15 protein-coding genes are annotated in these 18,265 nt (G+C 43.8%); 9 read left to right on the top strand and 6 right to left on the bottom strand.

Annotated features, from left to right (window positions below; genetic code table 11):
• Positions 1–16 precede the first annotated feature (16 nt).
• Positions 17–502: a ferredoxin-type protein NapF gene (gene napF, locus R7E51_RS00755; RefSeq protein WP_005373529.1), complete on the bottom strand. Its 486-nt coding sequence runs from the start codon at positions 500–502 to the stop codon at positions 17–19.
• Between the two features lie 247 nt (positions 503–749).
• Here napF and narQ point away from each other — a divergent pair, with 247 nt between their 5' ends.
• Both narQ and R7E51_RS00745 read left to right on the top strand, forming a co-directional pair.
• Complete coding sequence (gene narQ / locus R7E51_RS00750) at positions 750–2,486, top strand: nitrate/nitrite two-component system sensor histidine kinase NarQ (protein WP_025767926.1); 1,737 nt, start codon at positions 750–752, stop codon at positions 2,484–2,486.
• A 4-nt stretch (positions 2,487–2,490) separates the two neighbouring features.
• Complete coding sequence (locus R7E51_RS00745; RefSeq protein ID WP_031777156.1) at positions 2,491–3,105, top strand: response regulator; 615 nt, start codon at positions 2,491–2,493, stop codon at positions 3,103–3,105.
• A 90-nt stretch (positions 3,106–3,195) separates the two neighbouring features.
• On the opposite strand, the gene R7E51_RS00740 is transcribed toward R7E51_RS00745, so the two are convergent.
• Entirely contained in the window at positions 3,196–3,369 is a 174-nt protein-coding gene (locus tag R7E51_RS00740) for a hypothetical protein (RefSeq protein WP_005373524.1), read from the bottom strand.
• Positions 3,370–3,629: 260 nt separating this feature from the next.
• Between R7E51_RS00740 and R7E51_RS00735 the strand changes: the two genes are divergently transcribed.
• Positions 3,630–4,493, top strand: a complete 864-nt coding sequence (locus R7E51_RS00735; protein WP_005389049.1) for a DUF6279 family lipoprotein — start codon at positions 3,630–3,632, stop codon at positions 4,491–4,493.
• Between the two features lie 170 nt (positions 4,494–4,663).
• Entirely contained in the window at positions 4,664–5,893 is a 1,230-nt protein-coding gene (pepT, locus tag R7E51_RS00730) for a peptidase T (protein ID WP_031781280.1), read from the top strand.
• An 82-nt stretch (positions 5,894–5,975) separates the two neighbouring features.
• On the opposite strand, the gene R7E51_RS00725 is transcribed toward pepT, so the two are convergent.
• Positions 5,976–6,440, bottom strand: a complete 465-nt coding sequence (locus tag R7E51_RS00725) for a dCMP deaminase family protein (RefSeq protein ID WP_005373515.1) — start codon at positions 6,438–6,440, stop codon at positions 5,976–5,978.
• A 419-nt stretch (positions 6,441–6,859) separates the two neighbouring features.
• Here R7E51_RS00725 and vmeY point away from each other — a divergent pair, with 419 nt between their 5' ends.
• A complete protein-coding gene (gene vmeY / locus R7E51_RS00720) occupies positions 6,860–7,987 on the top strand; it encodes a multidrug efflux RND transporter periplasmic adaptor subunit VmeY (protein ID WP_017635193.1) in 1,128 nt (375 codons plus the stop codon).
• An 8-nt stretch (positions 7,988–7,995) separates the two neighbouring features.
• The gene (gene vmeZ / locus R7E51_RS00715; RefSeq protein ID WP_005373507.1) at positions 7,996–11,148 is read left to right on the top strand and encodes a multidrug efflux RND transporter permease subunit VmeZ; all 3,153 of its coding nucleotides are present in this window, start codon (positions 7,996–7,998) and stop codon (positions 11,146–11,148) included.
• A gap of 90 nt (positions 11,149–11,238) precedes the next feature.
• On the opposite strand, the gene R7E51_RS00710 is transcribed toward vmeZ, so the two are convergent.
• Both R7E51_RS00710 and arfB read right to left on the bottom strand, forming a co-directional pair.
• Complete coding sequence (locus tag R7E51_RS00710; protein ID WP_025767924.1) at positions 11,239–13,008, bottom strand: methyl-accepting chemotaxis protein; 1,770 nt, start codon at positions 13,006–13,008, stop codon at positions 11,239–11,241.
• 100 nt (positions 13,009–13,108) lie between these two features.
• Positions 13,109–13,522 carry an alternative ribosome rescue aminoacyl-tRNA hydrolase ArfB gene (arfB, locus tag R7E51_RS00705; RefSeq protein WP_017635196.1) on the bottom strand — a complete coding sequence of 138 codons (414 nt, stop codon included), beginning with the start codon at positions 13,520–13,522 and terminating at the stop codon, positions 13,109–13,111.
• 76 nt (positions 13,523–13,598) lie between these two features.
• On the opposite strand from arfB, the gene R7E51_RS00700 reads away from it, so the two are divergent.
• Positions 13,599–14,201 (top strand): beta-phosphoglucomutase family hydrolase, encoded by a 603-nt coding sequence (locus R7E51_RS00700; protein WP_054574702.1) that lies wholly within the window; start codon positions 13,599–13,601, stop codon positions 14,199–14,201.
• An 88-nt stretch (positions 14,202–14,289) separates the two neighbouring features.
• On the opposite strand, the gene R7E51_RS00695 is transcribed toward R7E51_RS00700, so the two are convergent.
• Positions 14,290–15,282 (bottom strand): OmpA family protein, encoded by a 993-nt coding sequence (locus tag R7E51_RS00695; RefSeq protein ID WP_017819897.1) that lies wholly within the window; start codon positions 15,280–15,282, stop codon positions 14,290–14,292.
• A gap of 459 nt (positions 15,283–15,741) precedes the next feature.
• On the opposite strand from R7E51_RS00695, the gene aroG reads away from it, so the two are divergent.
• Positions 15,742–16,794, top strand: coding sequence for a 3-deoxy-7-phosphoheptulonate synthase AroG (gene aroG / locus R7E51_RS00690; RefSeq protein ID WP_005389030.1), 1,053 nt, complete (start codon positions 15,742–15,744; stop codon positions 16,792–16,794).
• Positions 16,795–16,946: 152 nt separating this feature from the next.
• Positions 16,947–18,119, top strand: coding sequence for an MFS transporter (locus R7E51_RS00685; RefSeq protein WP_025767923.1), 1,173 nt, complete (start codon positions 16,947–16,949; stop codon positions 18,117–18,119).
• Positions 18,120–18,265: the final 146 nt, after the last annotated feature.

The following is an 18,265-nucleotide window of genomic DNA, read 5'->3' as shown; positions in this document are numbered from 1 at the left end:
GCCGACGACATTCGGCTTAGGCTGTTGTATTGCTCACATTGATGGATGAAGTCGGGCAAACTGAAACACAGGCGCCGCAGCCGTTACACTCATCAAGGTCTAAATTGGGTTGTGCTACTTTCCCCAGTTCTAATTTGAACTGAATTGCCATCGGGTCGCACATATCCCCACAGCTTCGGCATTCGACATTTTGTTTTGCTAAGCAGTTATCGTTGATACTTGCTTTTGCTTGCCAAGGTTGTTCTGTTTCTGGCAAGAAAAGGGGCTCAGGACAGGCGTTTGCACATTGATAGCAAAATGTGCATTCATCGATGGAAAAATCGACCGAGGGGAATCCGCCATCACTTTTGGTTATAATCTTTGTTTCACAGGCCTCAATGCATTTACCGCAGCGAGTGCAATCGTCCGTAAACTGTTGCGGTTTAGTTAACCAAGGCAAACGTACGGCGTTGTCGGGGTGCGCTTTTCTTGCAAAGAGTCTTCTTCTGGAAAGGTCTACCACTTAGTCACCTCGAAACTTGGAACCCAAACTAAGCATAGTCCACAATTTTCATTAATAAACTGTCATTTAAACTAACGAAATTGTAGTTTTTGACATATTTGTATAAATACCTCTTAGGGGGTAAATGGTATGCAATATTGTTTTGGATCAATAAATTCCGTCGCAGGTGATCACATATTGATAAAGTTGAAAGGTAATGGGTTCATTGCACGTACAAATAGGATTGTTAATGGGCGAGGAACTCAGATTGTTTAAAAATGTGAAAAAGTCAGTGACGCGCACGATTGCGTCCGCGATGCTTCTTATTTTGCTGCTCTCAGTCGCTACGACTGGTTTTGCGATTTTTACGTTAGCGTCCAGTTTGAACGATGCTGAAGCCGTCAATGTTGCTGGCTCGATGCGAATGCAAAGCTACCGTCTGGCGAATGATATTCAGGTTAAATCTGTTGACTATTCTTCACATATTGACGCATTTGAACATTCGATATATTCACCTTCAATGAAAGCGCTTCAGCATTGGTCTGTGCCTGAAGACATCACTCACGATTACTACCGTCTTATTATCAGATGGCATGAACTCAAGGCGGTGCTGAGAGGAGACAACCCGGCAGAATATCAACTCCTAGTGGCCGGTTTTGTTGAACAAATCGATGAGTTTGTATTTAAGCTGCAAAGCTTTTCGGAGCAAAAACTGATTAACTTAGCCTGGATCGGCGGGTTAGGGTTGGGTGGCATCCTTTGTGTCAGTATGTTTGTCGTTCATTTTGTGCGCCTCGAAGTTGTTCGGCCTCTGCGTGCCTTAGTTTTTGCTAGCGAGCAAATTAAAAATCGCTCATTCAATATATCGCTCAATGTATCTAGCGACAATGAAATGGGAATACTGACTCGAACCTTTAACCGGATGGCGACAGACCTTGGTAAGTTGTACCGAGGATTAGAACAAGCGGTTGATGAGAAAACACGTAAATTGCAGCATGCCAACCAGTCTTTAGAAGTGCTGTATGACTCGTCAAAAGAACTCACGGCGTCGCGTATTAATCAAGACAATTTCCAGGCGATTTTGCAGCATATCGTCAGTCTTGAGGGCATTAAAGCGGTCAAACTTGAAATCGAGCAGCTGGGAGAACCGAGCTGGATATTGATGGAAGGAGAAGAATGCTGCCAAGATTGTGATGAAGATTGCCACGGTAAAGCCCTGATGCTAGATGGTGAGCACTTGGGCTATTTATATTGGAAAGCAGGGTTACCTTGTCCGAACGAGGCTCTTATTGACAACTTCGTGCAGATTTTATCACGCGCCGTGTATTACAATCGGGCGCAGCGCCAAGCAGAACAAATTCTGCTGATGGAAGAGCGAGCCACTATTGCTCGGGAGTTGCATGATTCATTGGCTCAAGCACTCTCTTACTTAAAAATTCAGGTCGCTTTGTTGAAGAGAAGCGTAAAGAACTTGCCTGACGAAAAGGCGATCGCGCAGGCTAATCAAGTTATTGCCGAGCTAGATACGGGCTTATCTGCCGCTTATACGCAGTTACGCGAGTTACTGACGACGTTTCGTCTTACGATTAAAGAGGGCAGTTTTGGCCAAGCATTGCAAGACATGGTTGAAACGCTCAGTGAACAAACTGCTGCGGACATTACGCTAAAAAATAGACTTTCATCAACTGAACTGGATGCACATCAGCAGGTTCATTTACTACAGTTGATAAGAGAAGCGGCAATTAATGCTATCAAACATGCGCAAGCAGATAATATTCACATTCAATGTCTCGATAATGATGGAAAAGTCACAGTAACCGTTAGCGACGATGGAATAGGCTTTGAACATCAAGACGAAAAATTAAATCATTACGGTATGAGTATCATGCAAGAGCGGGCCGCTAGACTGCATGCCGATCTTCACATCGAAGCATCGATAAACAAAGGTTGTACCGTAAAATTAGAATTCCAACATAGTAAGGAAGTAAACAGTGACAGTGTGTAAAGTAATGCTGGTGGATGATCATCCACTCATGCGAAGAGGTATCCACCAGCTTTTAAGCTTTGAGCCTGAGTTTGAGGTCATTGCAGAAGCAAGTAATGGCGCGGATGCAGTAGCGAAAGCGCATGAGCTGGAACTGGATCTTGTACTTCTTGATCTTAATATGAAAGGCATGTCTGGCCTTGATACTTTGCAAGCACTGCGTGCAGATGGCTGTGAAGCCAGAATTGTCATTCTAACCGTTTCAGATAGCCCAGCAGATATAGAAGCAATAGTTCGAAGTGGTGCCGATGGCTATTTATTGAAAGACACTGAGCCTGATGAGTTGGTTGAGTTGCTAAAACAAGCGCATCAAGGGGACAAGGCATACAGCCAAGAAGTTTCTAAGTATTTGAGTGAACGCTCAGAGCAAGAGGACGTGTTTGATACACTGACCGATCGTGAATCTCAGATCTTAAGAGAGGTGGCAAGAGGTTTCCGCAACAAGCAAATTGCCGATCGTCTTTTTATCTCTGAGTCTACGGTTAAAGTACATATGAAGAGTTTACTTAAAAAGCTTCAAGTTCCTTCTCGTACTGCAGCAACCGTCCTTTATCTTGAGCGCTTTGGCGACATCAAATAACATTGTTGGATTTGAATCTGTAATAATAAATAAAATCAAACAGTTATATTGATTCTGACGAATGAAAAAACCGCCTGTTAGGCGGTTTTTTTACTTGTCTGGGCGAATAGAGTACAAGTCACTGTTGTGCTTACCACACTCCAAATAGTACTGATAAGCCACTTTTTTGCTTTCAGCAATGACTCTCATGCAGTGCATTTTCCCCTGTTCAAAATATCGAATCTCATATTCTACACTGGTATCAAGTTGCTCAGCGGCTGCCATACTTCGCCTCCATAAACCATCCAAAAACATCCATGCAAATTATATGCCGTTATAGGGAGCGTCGTTCGGTACGTTTTTTAGCCGATAATTGCGCTCTAACTCACTTTTTTGCGGATAGCTGTGATCAAAAAGTTAATTTCAAACTCTATATATTATTAAGGTGGCAATCAATATTTGTCACACTGGTGTAAGTTTGCCGCAATACTAAGTGATACAGGTTGAGTATAGAACTTAATCAACAGAAAAGGGAATACGAATAAGTGACTAAATTAAAGGATGTATCTAATAAGGCGCTTCGTTATGGCCTTCTATTTTGTTTCGTATTTCTGCTTGCCGGTTGTGCGAAAAAGTTTTTATACAGCAATATCGATTGGTTCGTGCTCGATTACTTAGAGGACTATGTCTCGTTGCAAGGGGAACAAGAAGTCCTGGTGGAAGAGCGCTTATTATTGTTGGCAGACTGGCACAAGAAAGAGGAGTTACCATTATATATCGAACATTTAAAAGACCTTGAGAGATTAAAAGCGAGCGATATCACCTTAAATTACTTACAACAAAATCGAGATAGAATGCGAGCGCATTACGATAGAGTGGTAAGCAAAGCAGCACCAGATCTTTTTGCGTTAAGTTTGCAGTTAACGAAAGAGCAAGAACGCGAGTTTTTGAGTAATGTACAAGAACATTATCAAGAGCGAAACGCAAAATATGCCGATAAGACAGAAGACGAAGTGCGTGAAATTATTCTGGATAACACTGAAGAGTGGATGGAAGAATGGCTGGGGAATCTATCAGGAAATCAGCGTCAATTAGCTCAAAGATTTTCTCAGCAAGTTATTTTAAACAGCCCTTTATGGAGAGATTATCGAGCCACGGTATATCAAGAGCTCGAATACTTGTTCGACAACAAATCTAATGTTGTGACTTATCAAGATATATTTATGCGACTCTTGTTCGAGCCAGAGAGTTATTATAGTGAGCAGCTTTCTCTGAATATTGACTCTAACTTTGCATTGGTTGATCAACTGACATTAGATGTTTCTCGTTCGATGACCGATAAGCAATGGCGTCATTTTCGTGAAAAGGTTAAAGAGTGGCGAGTATTGGCTGAGGAACTTTTAGATTAAATTCATGCTTCAATGAGCGAAAGCAAAGCGCAAAAGCCTTTCTTATCAAAAAATGATTCAAAGCAAATTCTTATTGAGCTAAGAGCGTAACATAGCGTGAGGTTTGATGAGGCAACGTCAGCTTATCAATGCGTGATAAGGCCTCATCGTACAAAACAATGAGAATAAATATGAAACATTTAGTTGAAAGATTTCTTCGATACGTCACGTTTGATACCCAATCCAATCCACATGTGACGCTTTGCCCAAGTTCACCTGGTCAGCTTGTGTTTGCTGAGTTACTTAAAAAAGAGATGATCGAGCTTGGTTTAAGTGACGTGACTTTGGATAAAAATGGCTACTTGATGGCTAAACTGCCAGCCAATGTTGATTATGAGGTTCCTCCTATCGGCTTCATTGCCCATATGGATACCGCGCCGGATGCATCTGGCAAAAACGTAAAGCCGCAATTCATCGAAGATTACCAGGGTGGCGATATTGCATTAGGGTTGGGGGATGAAGTGTTATCTCCCGTGCAATACCCAGATTTACATCACCTACATGGCCACAATCTTATTACTACCGATGGCACTACATTACTTGGCGCGGATAACAAAGCCGGTATCGCAGAGATTCTTTCCGCGGTAGCTCTGCTACTGGAAAACCCAGACATTCCACACGGCGACATTTGTATCGGCTTTACTCCGGATGAAGAAATCGGTCGTGGTGCAGATTTGTTTGATGTTAAAAAATTTGGCGCGAAATGGGCATACACTATAGATGGTGGCCCGCAAGGTGAATTGGAATACGAAAACTTTAATGCAGCAAACGCTGATGTAATTTTTCATGGTGTTAGCGTTCATCCAGGTACTGCAAAAGGCAAAATGGTCAATGCGATGAACTTGGCTGCGAAATTTCAAGTTCAAATGCCCCAAGATCAAACTCCGGAAACAACCGAAGGTTACGAAGGGTTCTTCCATCTAAAATCGGCAGAAATGGGCGTTGCACGAAGCGAGCTAGGTTACATTATTAGAGACTTTGACCGTCAAAGACTTGAGGATCGAAAAGCCTTTATGCAGAAACTCGTCGATGAAATGAACACGGGTTTACGCCATGGTTCTGTAGAGCTAAAAATAAAAGACAGCTATTACAATATGAGAGAAATGGTTGAGCCTTACCCTCATATCATTGAGCTGGCAAAGCAAGCGATGGAAGCGTGTGATGTGGAACCGATTATAAAACCTATTCGTGGTGGTACAGATGGTGCTCGTTTATCTTTTATGGGTTTGCCGTGCCCGAATATCTTCACCGGTGGTTTTAACTTCCACGGAATTCATGAGTTTATTTCTGTTGAAATGATGGAAAAATCAGTACTCGTTATTGTCAAAATTGCTGAGCTCACAGCGAAAAAACACAGTTAAAAGACTACGTCGAGACCTCTTGCAGATTTAATAACAAAATAGCCCAGATCTTCCTGGGCTATTTAAATATTAAGATGGAATACTAGCGCACGTCTTTGTCTTCAATTTCAATGTCTTCTAGTGGTAACCAGTCGACTTTCACACCCGCTTGATCGAACATATCTTGACTGACTTGGATTTTATCTCCCCAGCGAGATAAAAAGTCTTCAGACTGCTCAGGGCAGTGTACGTGTGAGATCCCTGTTTGAATGATCTTTGCCGCGCAGTTAGGGCAAGGAAAATGCGTTACCCAAATATCACATCCGTCTAAGTCACGTTTTGAGAACAAAATTGCGTTCTCTTCCGCGTGCAGTGTTTTAAGGTATTTCAACTCGCGCTCATCGGTGTCGACACTGTCAGAAACACCATGCGGATAGCCATTAAATCCAACAGATACAATGCGATTCTGTTTAGTAATAACGGCACCGACTTGTGTTGATGGGTCCTTACTCCAAGACGCCACTAGTTCTGCCATCTGGTAAAAGCGTTTCGCCCATTTAGAAATCATAGTCATCCTCTCTGTCGAAGGCGTTGAATTAATTGAATGATAACCCATTTATATTAAAAAAATAGTCAAAATCGGGGTCTTGAGTATGAAGGCGTCACTTTTTACCTTTTTAGCCACAAAACGTTCTTATCTTGAGCACTGAATCTCACTTTACGCCCGAATACAATACTCCCGTTAGTGTTTCCAAGCACACGCTAAAATTCGCGATCTCCTAAGGCGTATATTAAATAGTTATGATTGAGTTGTATGTATATTGCTCATTGAATACCACTGTTAACTAAATTACTTTATTTTCCTTTTGTTTCTCATGTTTACATTTAGAAACACCTTGGGCGCTTTTCAGTGAAGTTTTCAGTGGCAGCAAGGAGTAAGGTTGATAGGAATTCAACAATATCCTGTTCTATAAAGACGGTAAATACATGCAAAAGAAACCACTTGTCGCACTAATGGCGGCTACAGCAATCCTCGCTGGATGCGGGGAAGCTAATAATGCCCAAACGAAAGGTCAAGCGCCTCTCGTAGTGACTCAGGATGTCACGGTTATCGACTACCAACCGAGCAAGTCTTATATCGGTCGCATTGAAGCAGTAGAAGATACCAATATTACCGCGCAGATTTCTGGCTACTTAAAAGCTCGTCACTTTGAAGAGGGGCAAATGGTAGAAAAAGGGCAGCTCCTTTACTCTATCGAGCCATCTTCTTTTGAAGCCCAAGTCGCGAGTGCTAAAGCCGCACTTGCACAAGCTAAAGCGGCGCTAAAAAAAGCCGAATTAGATCATACTCGAGGTAAAAACTTGTTGCCTCGCGGTAGTATCTCTCAATCTGAGTTTGATGCTTTAACTGCGGCACTTCTTGGTGCGAGAGCAGAGCTAGAAGCGGCAAATGCTCAACTTAAACTTGCTGAAGTTAACCTTTCCTATACTCAAATCCGAGCACCTTTTAGCGGACGTATTAGTGATACCAAAGTGAGTACGGGTGATCTGGTTTCTCCGTCATCTGGCGTGCTGACAACTCTGGTGAGTTTAGATCCAGTTCATACCTCATTTAGTGTGAGTGAGCGTGAGCGTTTAGCTATGGGTATGGATCAAGTAAAAGGTGATGGCTCGGCTGAATCAAACCGCGTTGAAGTTCAGCTTGAACTGGAAAATGGACAGTTTTTTGAGCATCTTGGTAAGCTTGATTTCTTAGGTAATCGTATTGACACCAAAACGGGTACGATTGCTATGCGCGCGCTAGTGCCAAACCCAGAGCAGAAGTTACTTCCGGGTCAACACATCAAAGTGAACTTGAGAGATAAGAACACGAAAGACGTTATTGTTATCCCACGACGTGCCGTACAGACTGACTTAGAAGGTGACTTTGTGATGGTGATGGCTGAGGGAAGTGTGGCAGAGCGTCGTAACGTCGAGCTTGGCCCTCAGGTTGAACAAGGCATTATCATTCGAGAAGGGCTCGATCAGGAAGATACGGTTATTACACAAGGCCTACAACGTGTGCGTAATGGTGTAGAAGTGCGCCTTCAAGCACCTGCTGAAGATAAGCAGTAGGGGGCACTATGTTAAGTCGTTTCTTTATTCAGAGACCTAAATTCGCGCTGGTTATTTCGATCATATTAACGCTAGCCGGCGCGATCTCACTGGCGATTTTGCCAGTGGCTGAGTATCCACAGATAAGCCCGCCATCAGTAAGCGTTTCGGCTTACTACACTGGCGCGAGTGCGGAAGTTGTCGAGCAGGCCATTGCGGACCCCATAGAGACCTCAGTCAACGGCGTTGAGGATATGATATACATGTCTTCAAAGAGCGCGAACGATGGCTCTTACAGCCTAAACGTCACGTTCGATGTTGGCACCGATCCAGATATGGCGCAAGTTAACGTGCAAAACCGCGTGTCACAGATTGAGTCAAAACTGCCTCAAGAAGTTCGCATGGTTGGTGTGACGGTGAAAAAGCGTTCACCTGACTTGCTGATGGTACTTAACTTCTATTCACCTGATGGCAAATACGATGATCAGTTCTTGATTAACTACATTAACTTGAATGTAAAAGATCAGTTGGCTCGTGCGAAAGGTATCAGTGAAGTTAACGTGATTGGTGGTGGCGAATACGCAATGCGTGTTTGGTTAGATCCTGAAAAAATGGCCAACCTTAAGCTAACCACGTCAGACGTATACGCCGCTTTGGCTGAACAGAACGTTCAAGTTGCGGCAGGGCGTGTAGGTGCAGCACCATACAACAATCCGCAAGAAGTTCAGTTTAACCTTGTGACCAAAGGTCGCTTGGAAAGCGTGAGTGAGTTTGAGAACGTAGTCCTTCGAGCTAATCCCAATGGCTCTACGGTTTATCTGAAAGATGTTGCTCGCGTTGAACTAGGCAAAAAGTTCTACGATGGTAACGGTAAGTTCCGTGGCCAGGACGCGTCAATCGTTGCGTTGTCTCTTCAATCGGATGCGAATGCGTTAGAAAGTGGTCAGGCCGTCATGGAGCTCCTTGAAGGCTTGAGCAAAAACTTCCCAGAGGGAATGGAATACGAGACCAGCTACGATACAACCGTGTTCGTATCTGAATCGATCAAAGGGGTAGTAAAAACACTGATTGAAGCGATTCTATTGGTGATTGCTGTAACTTACTTGTTCTTGGGTAGTGCGCGTGCAACGTTGATTCCTGTTGTCGCGATCCCCGTTTCTCTGATTGGTACGTTTGCCATCATGCAGGCAACGGGCTTCACCATTAATACGGTTACTTTGTTTGGCTTGATCCTTGCGATTGGTATCGTGGTGGACGATGCGATTCTGGTTATCGAAAACGTCGATACTACCATGGCGAAAGACCCAAGCATTTCACCGCGTAAAGCGACGTTGCTAGCGATGAAAGAAGTAACGGGACCAATCATCACGTCGACCTTGGTTCTACTTGCGGTATTCATACCCGTCGCCATGCTGCCAGGTATCACCGGTATCATGTATCGCCAGTTCGCTTTGACCATCTGTATTTCGGTTGTGATTTCATCCATCAATGCATTGACGCTGTCTCCAGCACTTTGTTCTCTGGTATTGAAGCAGGGTGGGGGCAATACCGCTAACTGGTTCCAGGCTTTCAACCGAGGCTTAGAGCGCATCACTACGCGTTATGGCCAGATCGCTGGTTTCTTGGTGAAGAAGTCTTTACTGCTCGTGACGTTCTTTATAGTTGCTATCGCTGCGGTCACTTTCTTTGCGAAAACCACCTCTACAGCGTTTGTTCCTCAAGAAGATAAAGGCATTTTGCTGGTTAACGTACAGCTACCAGATTCAGCCTCTTTATCACGTACTGAAGAAGTCACCAATGATTTAATGAAAATGATCGGTGAAGAACCTGGTGTGGATGGTGTGACGGTTGCGAATGGTTACTCGTTTATGACAGGCGCAGCAGCATCAAACGGTGCTTCTGTATTTATCAAATTGCATGACTGGGATACTCGTAACTCGCTGCAAGGAGAGCACTCTGCTAATGCTATCGCGGCACGTATTAACGGTCGAGCGGCGACAGAGCTACCTCAAGCGGTTGTTTTTGCGATGGGACCACCGGCGGTTCCTGGTATGGGCGCTGCGTCTGGTTTTGAGTTTGTGCTTGAAGACACGCTAGGGCGAAGTCGTACCGATTTGTCGATGGTCATGGGAGAAATGATCCAAGCGGCTAACCAAGCGCCTGAAATTGCCTACACGTTTAGCACGTTCCGCGCGAATGTTCCGCACTACTACGTTGATATCGATCGTGAGAAAGCGCAGCAATTAGGTATTTCGCTGTCGTCTATTTTCCAAACCTTGCAAGGCAACTTAGGTTCGCTTTATGTGAATGACTTCACCATGTTTGGTAAGAACTTCCGCGTAACCATGCAAGCTGATAGCCAGCACCGTAGCAGCATGGAAGATCTAGAGCGTTTCCATGTTCGTTCTTCGAACGGTGATATGGTCCCGTTAAGTACGCTAGTGAGCTACGAGCAAGTGTTTGAGCCTGATGTGGCGTGGCGTTACAACATGTACCGCAGTGCTATCATTCAAGGCCAACCAGCTCCGGGTTACTCTAGTGGTGATGCGATTGCAGCAATGGAACGCGTTGCTGCTGAAGTTCTTCCGCAAGGGTACACGTATGAATGGACAGGTATGGCTTATCAGGAAGTGCTTGCGGGTAACCAAGCCATTTATGCGTTTGCGCTGGCTTTGATCTTCATTTACTTGTTTATGGTGGCTCAGTATGAGAGTTGGAGTATTCCACTGGCTATTATTTTGGTGGTCCCAGTAGCAACGTTAGGTTCCTTCCTTGCGTTGAATCTAACTGGCACGCCGCTTAACTTGTATGCCCAAATTGGTCTTGTCTTGCTCATAGCCTTGGCGGCGAAAAACGCAATTTTGATTGTGGAGTTCGCCAAGCAAGAGCGTGAAGAAAAAGATGCTGATATCGATAGTGCAGCGGTTAAAGGAGGCACGTTACGTTTCCGCGCTGTGAATATGACCTCTTGGTCATTTATCCTGGGTATCTTCCCGCTTATCTTTGCCGCTGGCGCGGGGCACGTGAGTCAAAACTCACTCGGCGTGTCGCTGATTGGTGGTCTATTGTGTGTGCTTCTAGCAGGTACATTCTTGATCCCAGGCTTCTACGCTCTGGTGCAAAGACAGCGTGAGAAAGTTCATGGCGGCAACACCAAGCTGGTTCCTCTTGATGATGAGTAATCACATCCGAAGTGCGCAGTAAGCACGAAGTGACAATTGAAAAAAAGCCCGAAGCAATGGTTGCCTCGGGCTTTCTATTTTGAAAAAGGTTTATTTTAGCGCAGTTTTGAATTGTGCAACGGCTTCATCCATATCATGAGCTTGAGCAGAGACAGAGTTCACTTCATGCAAGCATTCCTGAGCAGATTGCATGTTATTCTCAGATATTGCGTTTAGCTCGGTGATTGAACCGCTAACTTGGTTCATAACGATACCTTGTTCTTCAATTGCTGAAGCTATGCGCTCCGAATTACCTTGAATTGAATGCATGTCAGTGATGATCTGCTGTAGGCTAGAATCCAGTTTTTCAGAAGCATTAAGTGTTTGTTGCCCTTGATCGTTACATTGATCAATATCAGCAACAACTGTAGACATTTGAGTTTGAATGTCTGCAACGACCCGCGTGATTTCCTCTGTGGATTGATGAGTTCGGCTAGCTAGGGCGCGTACTTCATCGGCGACAACTGCAAACCCGCGGCCTTGTTCGCCTGCTCGCGCGGCTTCAATTGCTGCGTTGAGAGCTAGTAGGTTGGTTTGCTCTGCTATTTCTTGGATGATGTTCACGGCACCACCAATTTTATCTACATGCTGATTCAGCGAGCCAATCGACTGCTGGCTGTTTGATAAAATCGTGGTTAGTTGACCGATGTTGGTTACCGTCGCCTCAACAACTCCTCGACCTTGTTCGGCATTATTCGCTGCCTGATGTACGCCTTCTACCGCAACTGATGTGCTTTCAGAGATTTCACCTATCGTGGCAACCATTTGCTGAACTGCCGTCGCCATTGATGCAGTGTGGTCAGTTTGAGTGTGGAATTGCTCCATAACGCCTTCTAACTCACGATGCATATTATCGGTACTTGCAGTGAGTTGCGCCGATTTTTCTTGGGTACTACTAATTAGATGCTCAAGCTTATCCAATAGGTCATTGAGGTGATGACTGATATCAAATAGCTCGTCTTGACCTTTCAAATCAGATCGAAGTCCCATGTTGTTCGTTTCGCTGATACTTCGAATGGTGCCAAGTAAGCTATTCACTCGCGTATTGATTGAACGTGAAATTTGCCAAATCAATGCGAAAATAACGACTAAGATCAGAGCTGTAATGACCTGCTTGATGGTCGACATTTGTTCATCACGTTGTGCGGCAGCAGAGCTAAGGGCTGTGGAAAAGGTTTCAAATTGCTCTTCTACGGCATGAGATAATGCGCGAGTTTCACCGAGTAGGCCTTTGTCATAAGCAACCCCAACAACTTGCTTTTGGGCCGCCAATTGCTTACCTGTTTTGATAAGCTCAGGAGCATATTGCCCCTCAAGCAAGTCACTATTGAATAGTCCTGCTTTTACCGCAGAGTCAAAACGGACTAATGCCAATAACTGCTGGTGGTCTGAACGTTGTTTTGCTTCTAATAGTGCTTGTTCGTAACCAGCGAGAAGCCCACTCTTTGAATCAAGCCCGTATCGTTGGTAAGCGCTGACCAGATTCTGAAAGCCCCTTTGGTATGCGAGCAAGTCTTGCTTAAATTGTTGACTGGAAGGTAATTCATTACTCTTGAGTATGTTCGCAAGCTCTTTTTCTGTGTCTATAAACTTGTCAACATTGGCGTCAAACTTATTTAGATATTTGTCATTACTACGTAGTAGGAAATCTTTTTCATTTCTGCGTAAGTTGAGTAAGCGTATTTCTAGATCACCAACGAGTTTGATGGCGTGATTAAGGTCATTGCTCTTATTTTCAAAATGGGATGACGTACCCAAAAGGGCCACGATGCCTAAAATGGCGATAACTCCGAGGAAGTAGAGTTTTTGCCTAATAGTCATATTGTTGTTTCCTGAATAAGTAACTAAAAAGAGAAATCCAATGAGATTTCCAAGGGCTAGCAAACGTTGTTCAACTAACATGTCGAGAAAACGACATGCACTAATACAGCACTTTTTTACGTTGCTGTTTTTTCGCTCCGTGCTTGTTTTTTGTATCAAGTCGTCGGCGTTGAGAAGCGCGGGTTGGTTTCGTTTTAATACGCTTCTTCTCCTGTAAAGCGGCAGCTTTTATCAATGCTTGAAGCCGATTTAGGGCGTCTTCCTTATTTTGTTCTTGTGTCCGAAATTGTTGCGCTTTGATGATGATCACGCCATCTTTACTTATACGACTATCAGAAAGTGCAAGTAATCGCTCTTTGTAAAAGTCAGGTAAGCTTGAATGCCGGATATCAAAGCGCAGGTGTATAGCGGACGCTACCTTGTTAACGTTCTGGCCACCATTTCCTTGAGCTCTAATTGGGGATAATTGAATTTCCCACTCTTGAATTGTGACGGAGTTCGAAATTTTGAGCATGATAAGTAAATGCCGGTAAGGACGATTGAAAGAGCTGATAAATTAACATTACAGATGCACAAATAGAAGAAAAGACATGAGCACGATTGATTTTAGACCCTATGAGGGATTCATATTTGATATGGATGGTACTCTAATCGATACCATGCCAGCCCACTTGGCAGCTTGGCAAGCAACTGCTGAGCGTTTTGATTTTCCGTTTTGCCAGGAATGGTTTCACAGTTTGGGAGGGATGCCGAGCTTTAAAATTGTTGAGGAACTAAATCGTGTGCATGAGCTTTTATTAGATCCTAAAACTGTCGCGACATTTAAAATGGAAACATTCGCTGCTATGGAGCTTCATGGTGACGTTATTCCTTGCACGAACATCGTGTTAGAGGAATATTTAGGCCATAAGAAAATTGCAGTCGGTACTGGCAGCCAACGAGAAAGTGCCATGCGCTTATTAAGTCATGCAGGTTTATTAGACAAGTTGGATGTGGTAGTAACCGCGAGTGATGTAGAGAACCATAAACCCTTTCCAGATACCTTTTTGATGGCCGCGAAACAACTCGACTTGGAGGCGTCACAGTGTCTTGTGTTCGAGGATACTGAGCTGGGGAAGCGAGCGGCGCATGCAGCTGGTATGGATTGCGTTATGGTGCAAGATAATGAGTTGATCTTTTTCCCAAAACCATAGTGGCAATATCCCTTAATATGAGATCAAAATGGGGTGCAAATGCACCCCATTAATTTTTACCACATCATCGATCATGAATCATAGATGCTTATTCTGGTTGAACTAGCTCTTGGTATTCAAATGAAGGTACCACAACTTCTACGCGACGGTTTTTCTCACGACCTTCGCGAGTGCTGTTGTCAGCAACTGGGTTTTCTTCACCCATACCTTTAACTGTCAAACGATCTGAACCAATGCCAGCTGCGGTTAGGTAATCAGCAACAGATTGAGCACGACGCTCAGACAGTTTTTGGTTGTATGCCGCAGGGCCTGAGCTATCTGTGTAACCAGTAATCTCTACTTGAGCTTGAGGATATTCGTTCAAGAATGAAACAAAGTTGTCCAGACGTTCAGAAACGGACTCTGTTAACTTAGCACTATCGAATTCAAACGTACCTGTACCGTACTCTTCTTTGTGCACCTTGCTCATCATCACTGGTTCTGGATCTGGCTCGATCACTTCTTCCGTTACAACTGCTGCAACAACTGGAGCTGCTGCGAATTTGTAGTTAACACCGATACCAAAGAAGTTAGCATCCATGTCGTCCCACACGTCGTCAGACATGTCTTGGTAGCGTTGGTATTCAGCGCGAACACTCCAGTTTCTATCGATCGAGTATTCAGCCCCCAAAGAACCTGTTGGGACAAAGTCTGTTTCGTCATCAGACATCATGTAAGCACCACCGATCTTAGCAAACAGATTCCAAGAGTCGTTTAAGTGCCAGTTGAATTTAGGTGCAAGTGTTAAAGCCGTTAGATTGCCGTCAATCGTATTAACCGTGTTAGCCCCTGACATCGAGTTAGCTTTGTAGTCGCCTAAGAAGTCTACGCCGTACTCTAGCCCAATGATATCGGTAAAGTCATAACCGATATGTAGTCCTGCACCGAACGCTTCATCATCACAAGGGCTATTTAGATAGCAAGCGTCGTCAAGTGTAGTCATGCCCACTTTGCCCCCGATGTACATTTCAGCTTGAGCAGAGTTTAAAAGCGCGCTACTACCAGCTACCACTGCTGCTACTGCAATTGCTACTTTGTTCATAATGTTTCCTTGTATTGATTGCATATTAACTTCTACTTCGTTTTATCAAAAAATTAGAAAAAACCAGCGTTTATAAGAAATTAGTTTAATATTCTAATCATTTCATATCAAGCAACAATATATTTGAACTTGATCAACATTTACTACCCAAAAATACCTCACAAACTTCTGATATTTCTTACATTGTAGTAAAGATTTTTTGGTGCATAAGAAAATTGATGATTATTTTGAACTTTTTTTCGTAAACTTTACTTTACATTGTGCGCGGTGGTTAACAGGTGGTTTTTATTTGCATTTATTTGCAAAAACTGATTGCAAGTCTACGCCTAAGCCGATAAGTTACTTAAACGCTAGACAGAAAATGACCACAGCCCTTGATGCTGCTCGCTTTGTGAACAATGTTGCAATGAGTTCAGTTGGTAAAAATGGGGTCGGAAATAAAACCAGGAAGTAGAAGTAATGTTTCAAACTGATGATGTAAGAATAAATAGAGTAAAAGAGTTATTGCCACCTGTTGCAGTATTAGAGAAGTTCCCAGCGACTGAAACCGCTTCTTCGACCACTTTTGATTGCCGTAACGCCATTCACAATATTCTTGAAGGAAAAGACGATCGATTACTCGTGATCGTTGGCCCGTGTTCTATTCACGATCCGGCTGCCGCGGTTGAGTACGGTAAAAAGCTAAAAGTACTACGTGATGAACTGGGCGAGCAGCTTGAGGTTGTTATGCGAGTTTATTTTGAAAAGCCGCGTACAACCGTTGGTTGGAAAGGCCTTATCAATGACCCTTACTTAAATGACACCTATAAGCTAAATGATGGTCTACGTATCGGACGTAAACTTCTTCTTGATCTAACCGATATGGGCTTGCCAACGGCAAGTGAATTCTTAGATATGATCACACCTCAGTACGTGGCGGATTTGATCAGTTGGGGCGCTATCGGTGCTCGTACGACAGAATCTCAGGTTCACCGCGAGCTAGCTTCTGGTCTTTCTTGTCCTGTAGGTTTCAAAAACGGTACAGACGGGAATATTAAAATAGCGAGCGACGCGATTCGTTCTGCAAGCGCTTCCCATCACTTCCTTTCAGTAACAAAATACGGTCATTCCGCGATCGTAGAAACCGCTGGTAATCCAGACTGCCATATTATTCTACGTGGCGGTAAAGAACCAAACTACAGTGCAGCACATGTAGCTCAAATTAAAGATGAGCTGGACACCGCAGGTCTGCCGAAAAAAGTGATGATTGATTTTAGCCATGCTAACAGCTCGAAGCAGTTCAAGCGTCAAATGCTGGTGTCTGATGATGTATCCGAGCAAATCTCTGGTGGCGAAGAAGCCATTTTTGGTGTGATGATCGAGTCTCATTTAGTTGAAGGTCGCCAAGACTTAGTGGATGGCAAAGCAGCCACTTATGGTCAGTCGATTACTGATGCATGTATTGGTTGGGAAGATACGGAAACGGTACTTCGTCAGCTTTCTGATGCAGTAAAAGCGCGCCGCAACAAGTAAGCTCAACAGAAAAACTTTTTAAAAGCGAAAAGTGAAGAGCCAGAGGTACTATGCCTCTGGCTCTTTTTGTTGAGAATTACTCTCATATCTTTCTATTGCTTCTGCTTTCCTATATGTTATCTGTATACGTTGTAACCAAAAGGAATTTGGAATTGAATCGTAATGTATGGCTTCTATCCCTCTGCCAAGCCTTATTAATGACAGGGAATATTTTACTCATATCTGTTATTGCCCTTATTGGCAAAACACTTGCGCCGTCATCAAGTTTTATCACATTACCAGTTGCACTGCAGTTTTTGGGACTGATGGCCGCGACAATTCCCGCGTCGCTAATTATGGGCAAGTTAGGGCGTCGCCTTGGTTTTAGCCTTGGTAATGTCATTGGCATTTTGGGTGCTAGTCTAGCGACGTATGCATTAAGTCAACAAAACTTCTATCTGTTCTGCATGTCTACGTTTTTGCTTGGTGTTGGTATAGGTTTCGGTACTCTATACAGGTTTGCTGCCATTGAAGTGTGTGAAGAGTCGGCAAGGCATAGGGCGATTTCGATATCTATGGCGGGTGGGGTGTTAGCGGCGATCCTTGGACCTAATTTGGCGGTGTACTCACAGCAGTGGTCAGGTGATGGCTTATACATTAGTGCATTTGCTGTGCTTGTCGTGCTTTATATAACTGCGTTGGTTGTGCTACAAACCATTCGTTTTCCACCTGCACACACGCAGGCGCTACACGCTAAGGCGGATAAGCTGAGACTGATTATTCGTCGACCTAATTTCATGCTGGCAGTTATCGCGGCAATGGTTGCGTACGCGGTGATGAACATTTTAATGACAGCAACTCCTTTAGCGATGATTGGTTGTGGCTTTGATTTTGATAAAGCGGCGGGAGTGATCGAATGGCACGTGTTGGGTATGTTTGCACCTGCGTTTGTCACGGGCCGTCTGATAGAGCGGTTTGGCGCTAAGAATATGATTTTGGCGGGTGGATTGCTATTTGTTGCTTGTATTGGAATTAATATACATGGAGTGTCTATCTGGCATTTTAGTCTTGCTTTAATCCTGTTAGGAATAGGGTGGAACTTTATGTTTATCGCAGCAACCGGGCTGTTTAGTCAAAGTTATGAAGCGAAAAACAGAAGCAAGGCTCAAGCGTTTAATGAATTCTTCGTGTTCAGTTGTGTCACCATCACCGCATTACTATCTGGTTGGCTTGAGTCTACCGTAGGTTGGCAGAATCTTAATTTGTATGTTCTTCCATTTGTGTTACTCGTTATCGCGATGTTTGCGTTAAAAACGAATAAAAAGCCAGAATCACAAACCGCTTAATTGAGGCTTAATATATAACCCGGCCGATCGTGTCGGGTTTGTTTATTAGCTCAAATCAACAATCTCTTCTTTATCTTTTTATCGATAATGTGAATTCCCACAATAAAAATGTCGATTTGATAAGACTTTTTATCTAACTTTTTGTA

It is taken from the genome of Vibrio sp. Vb1166 (assembly GCF_033338695.1).
Classification (GTDB): Bacteria; Pseudomonadota; Gammaproteobacteria; order Enterobacterales; family Vibrionaceae; genus Vibrio; species Vibrio alginolyticus.
The sequence above is the reverse complement of the archived record's forward strand: the minus strand, read 5'-3'. Positions and strand labels throughout refer to the sequence as shown.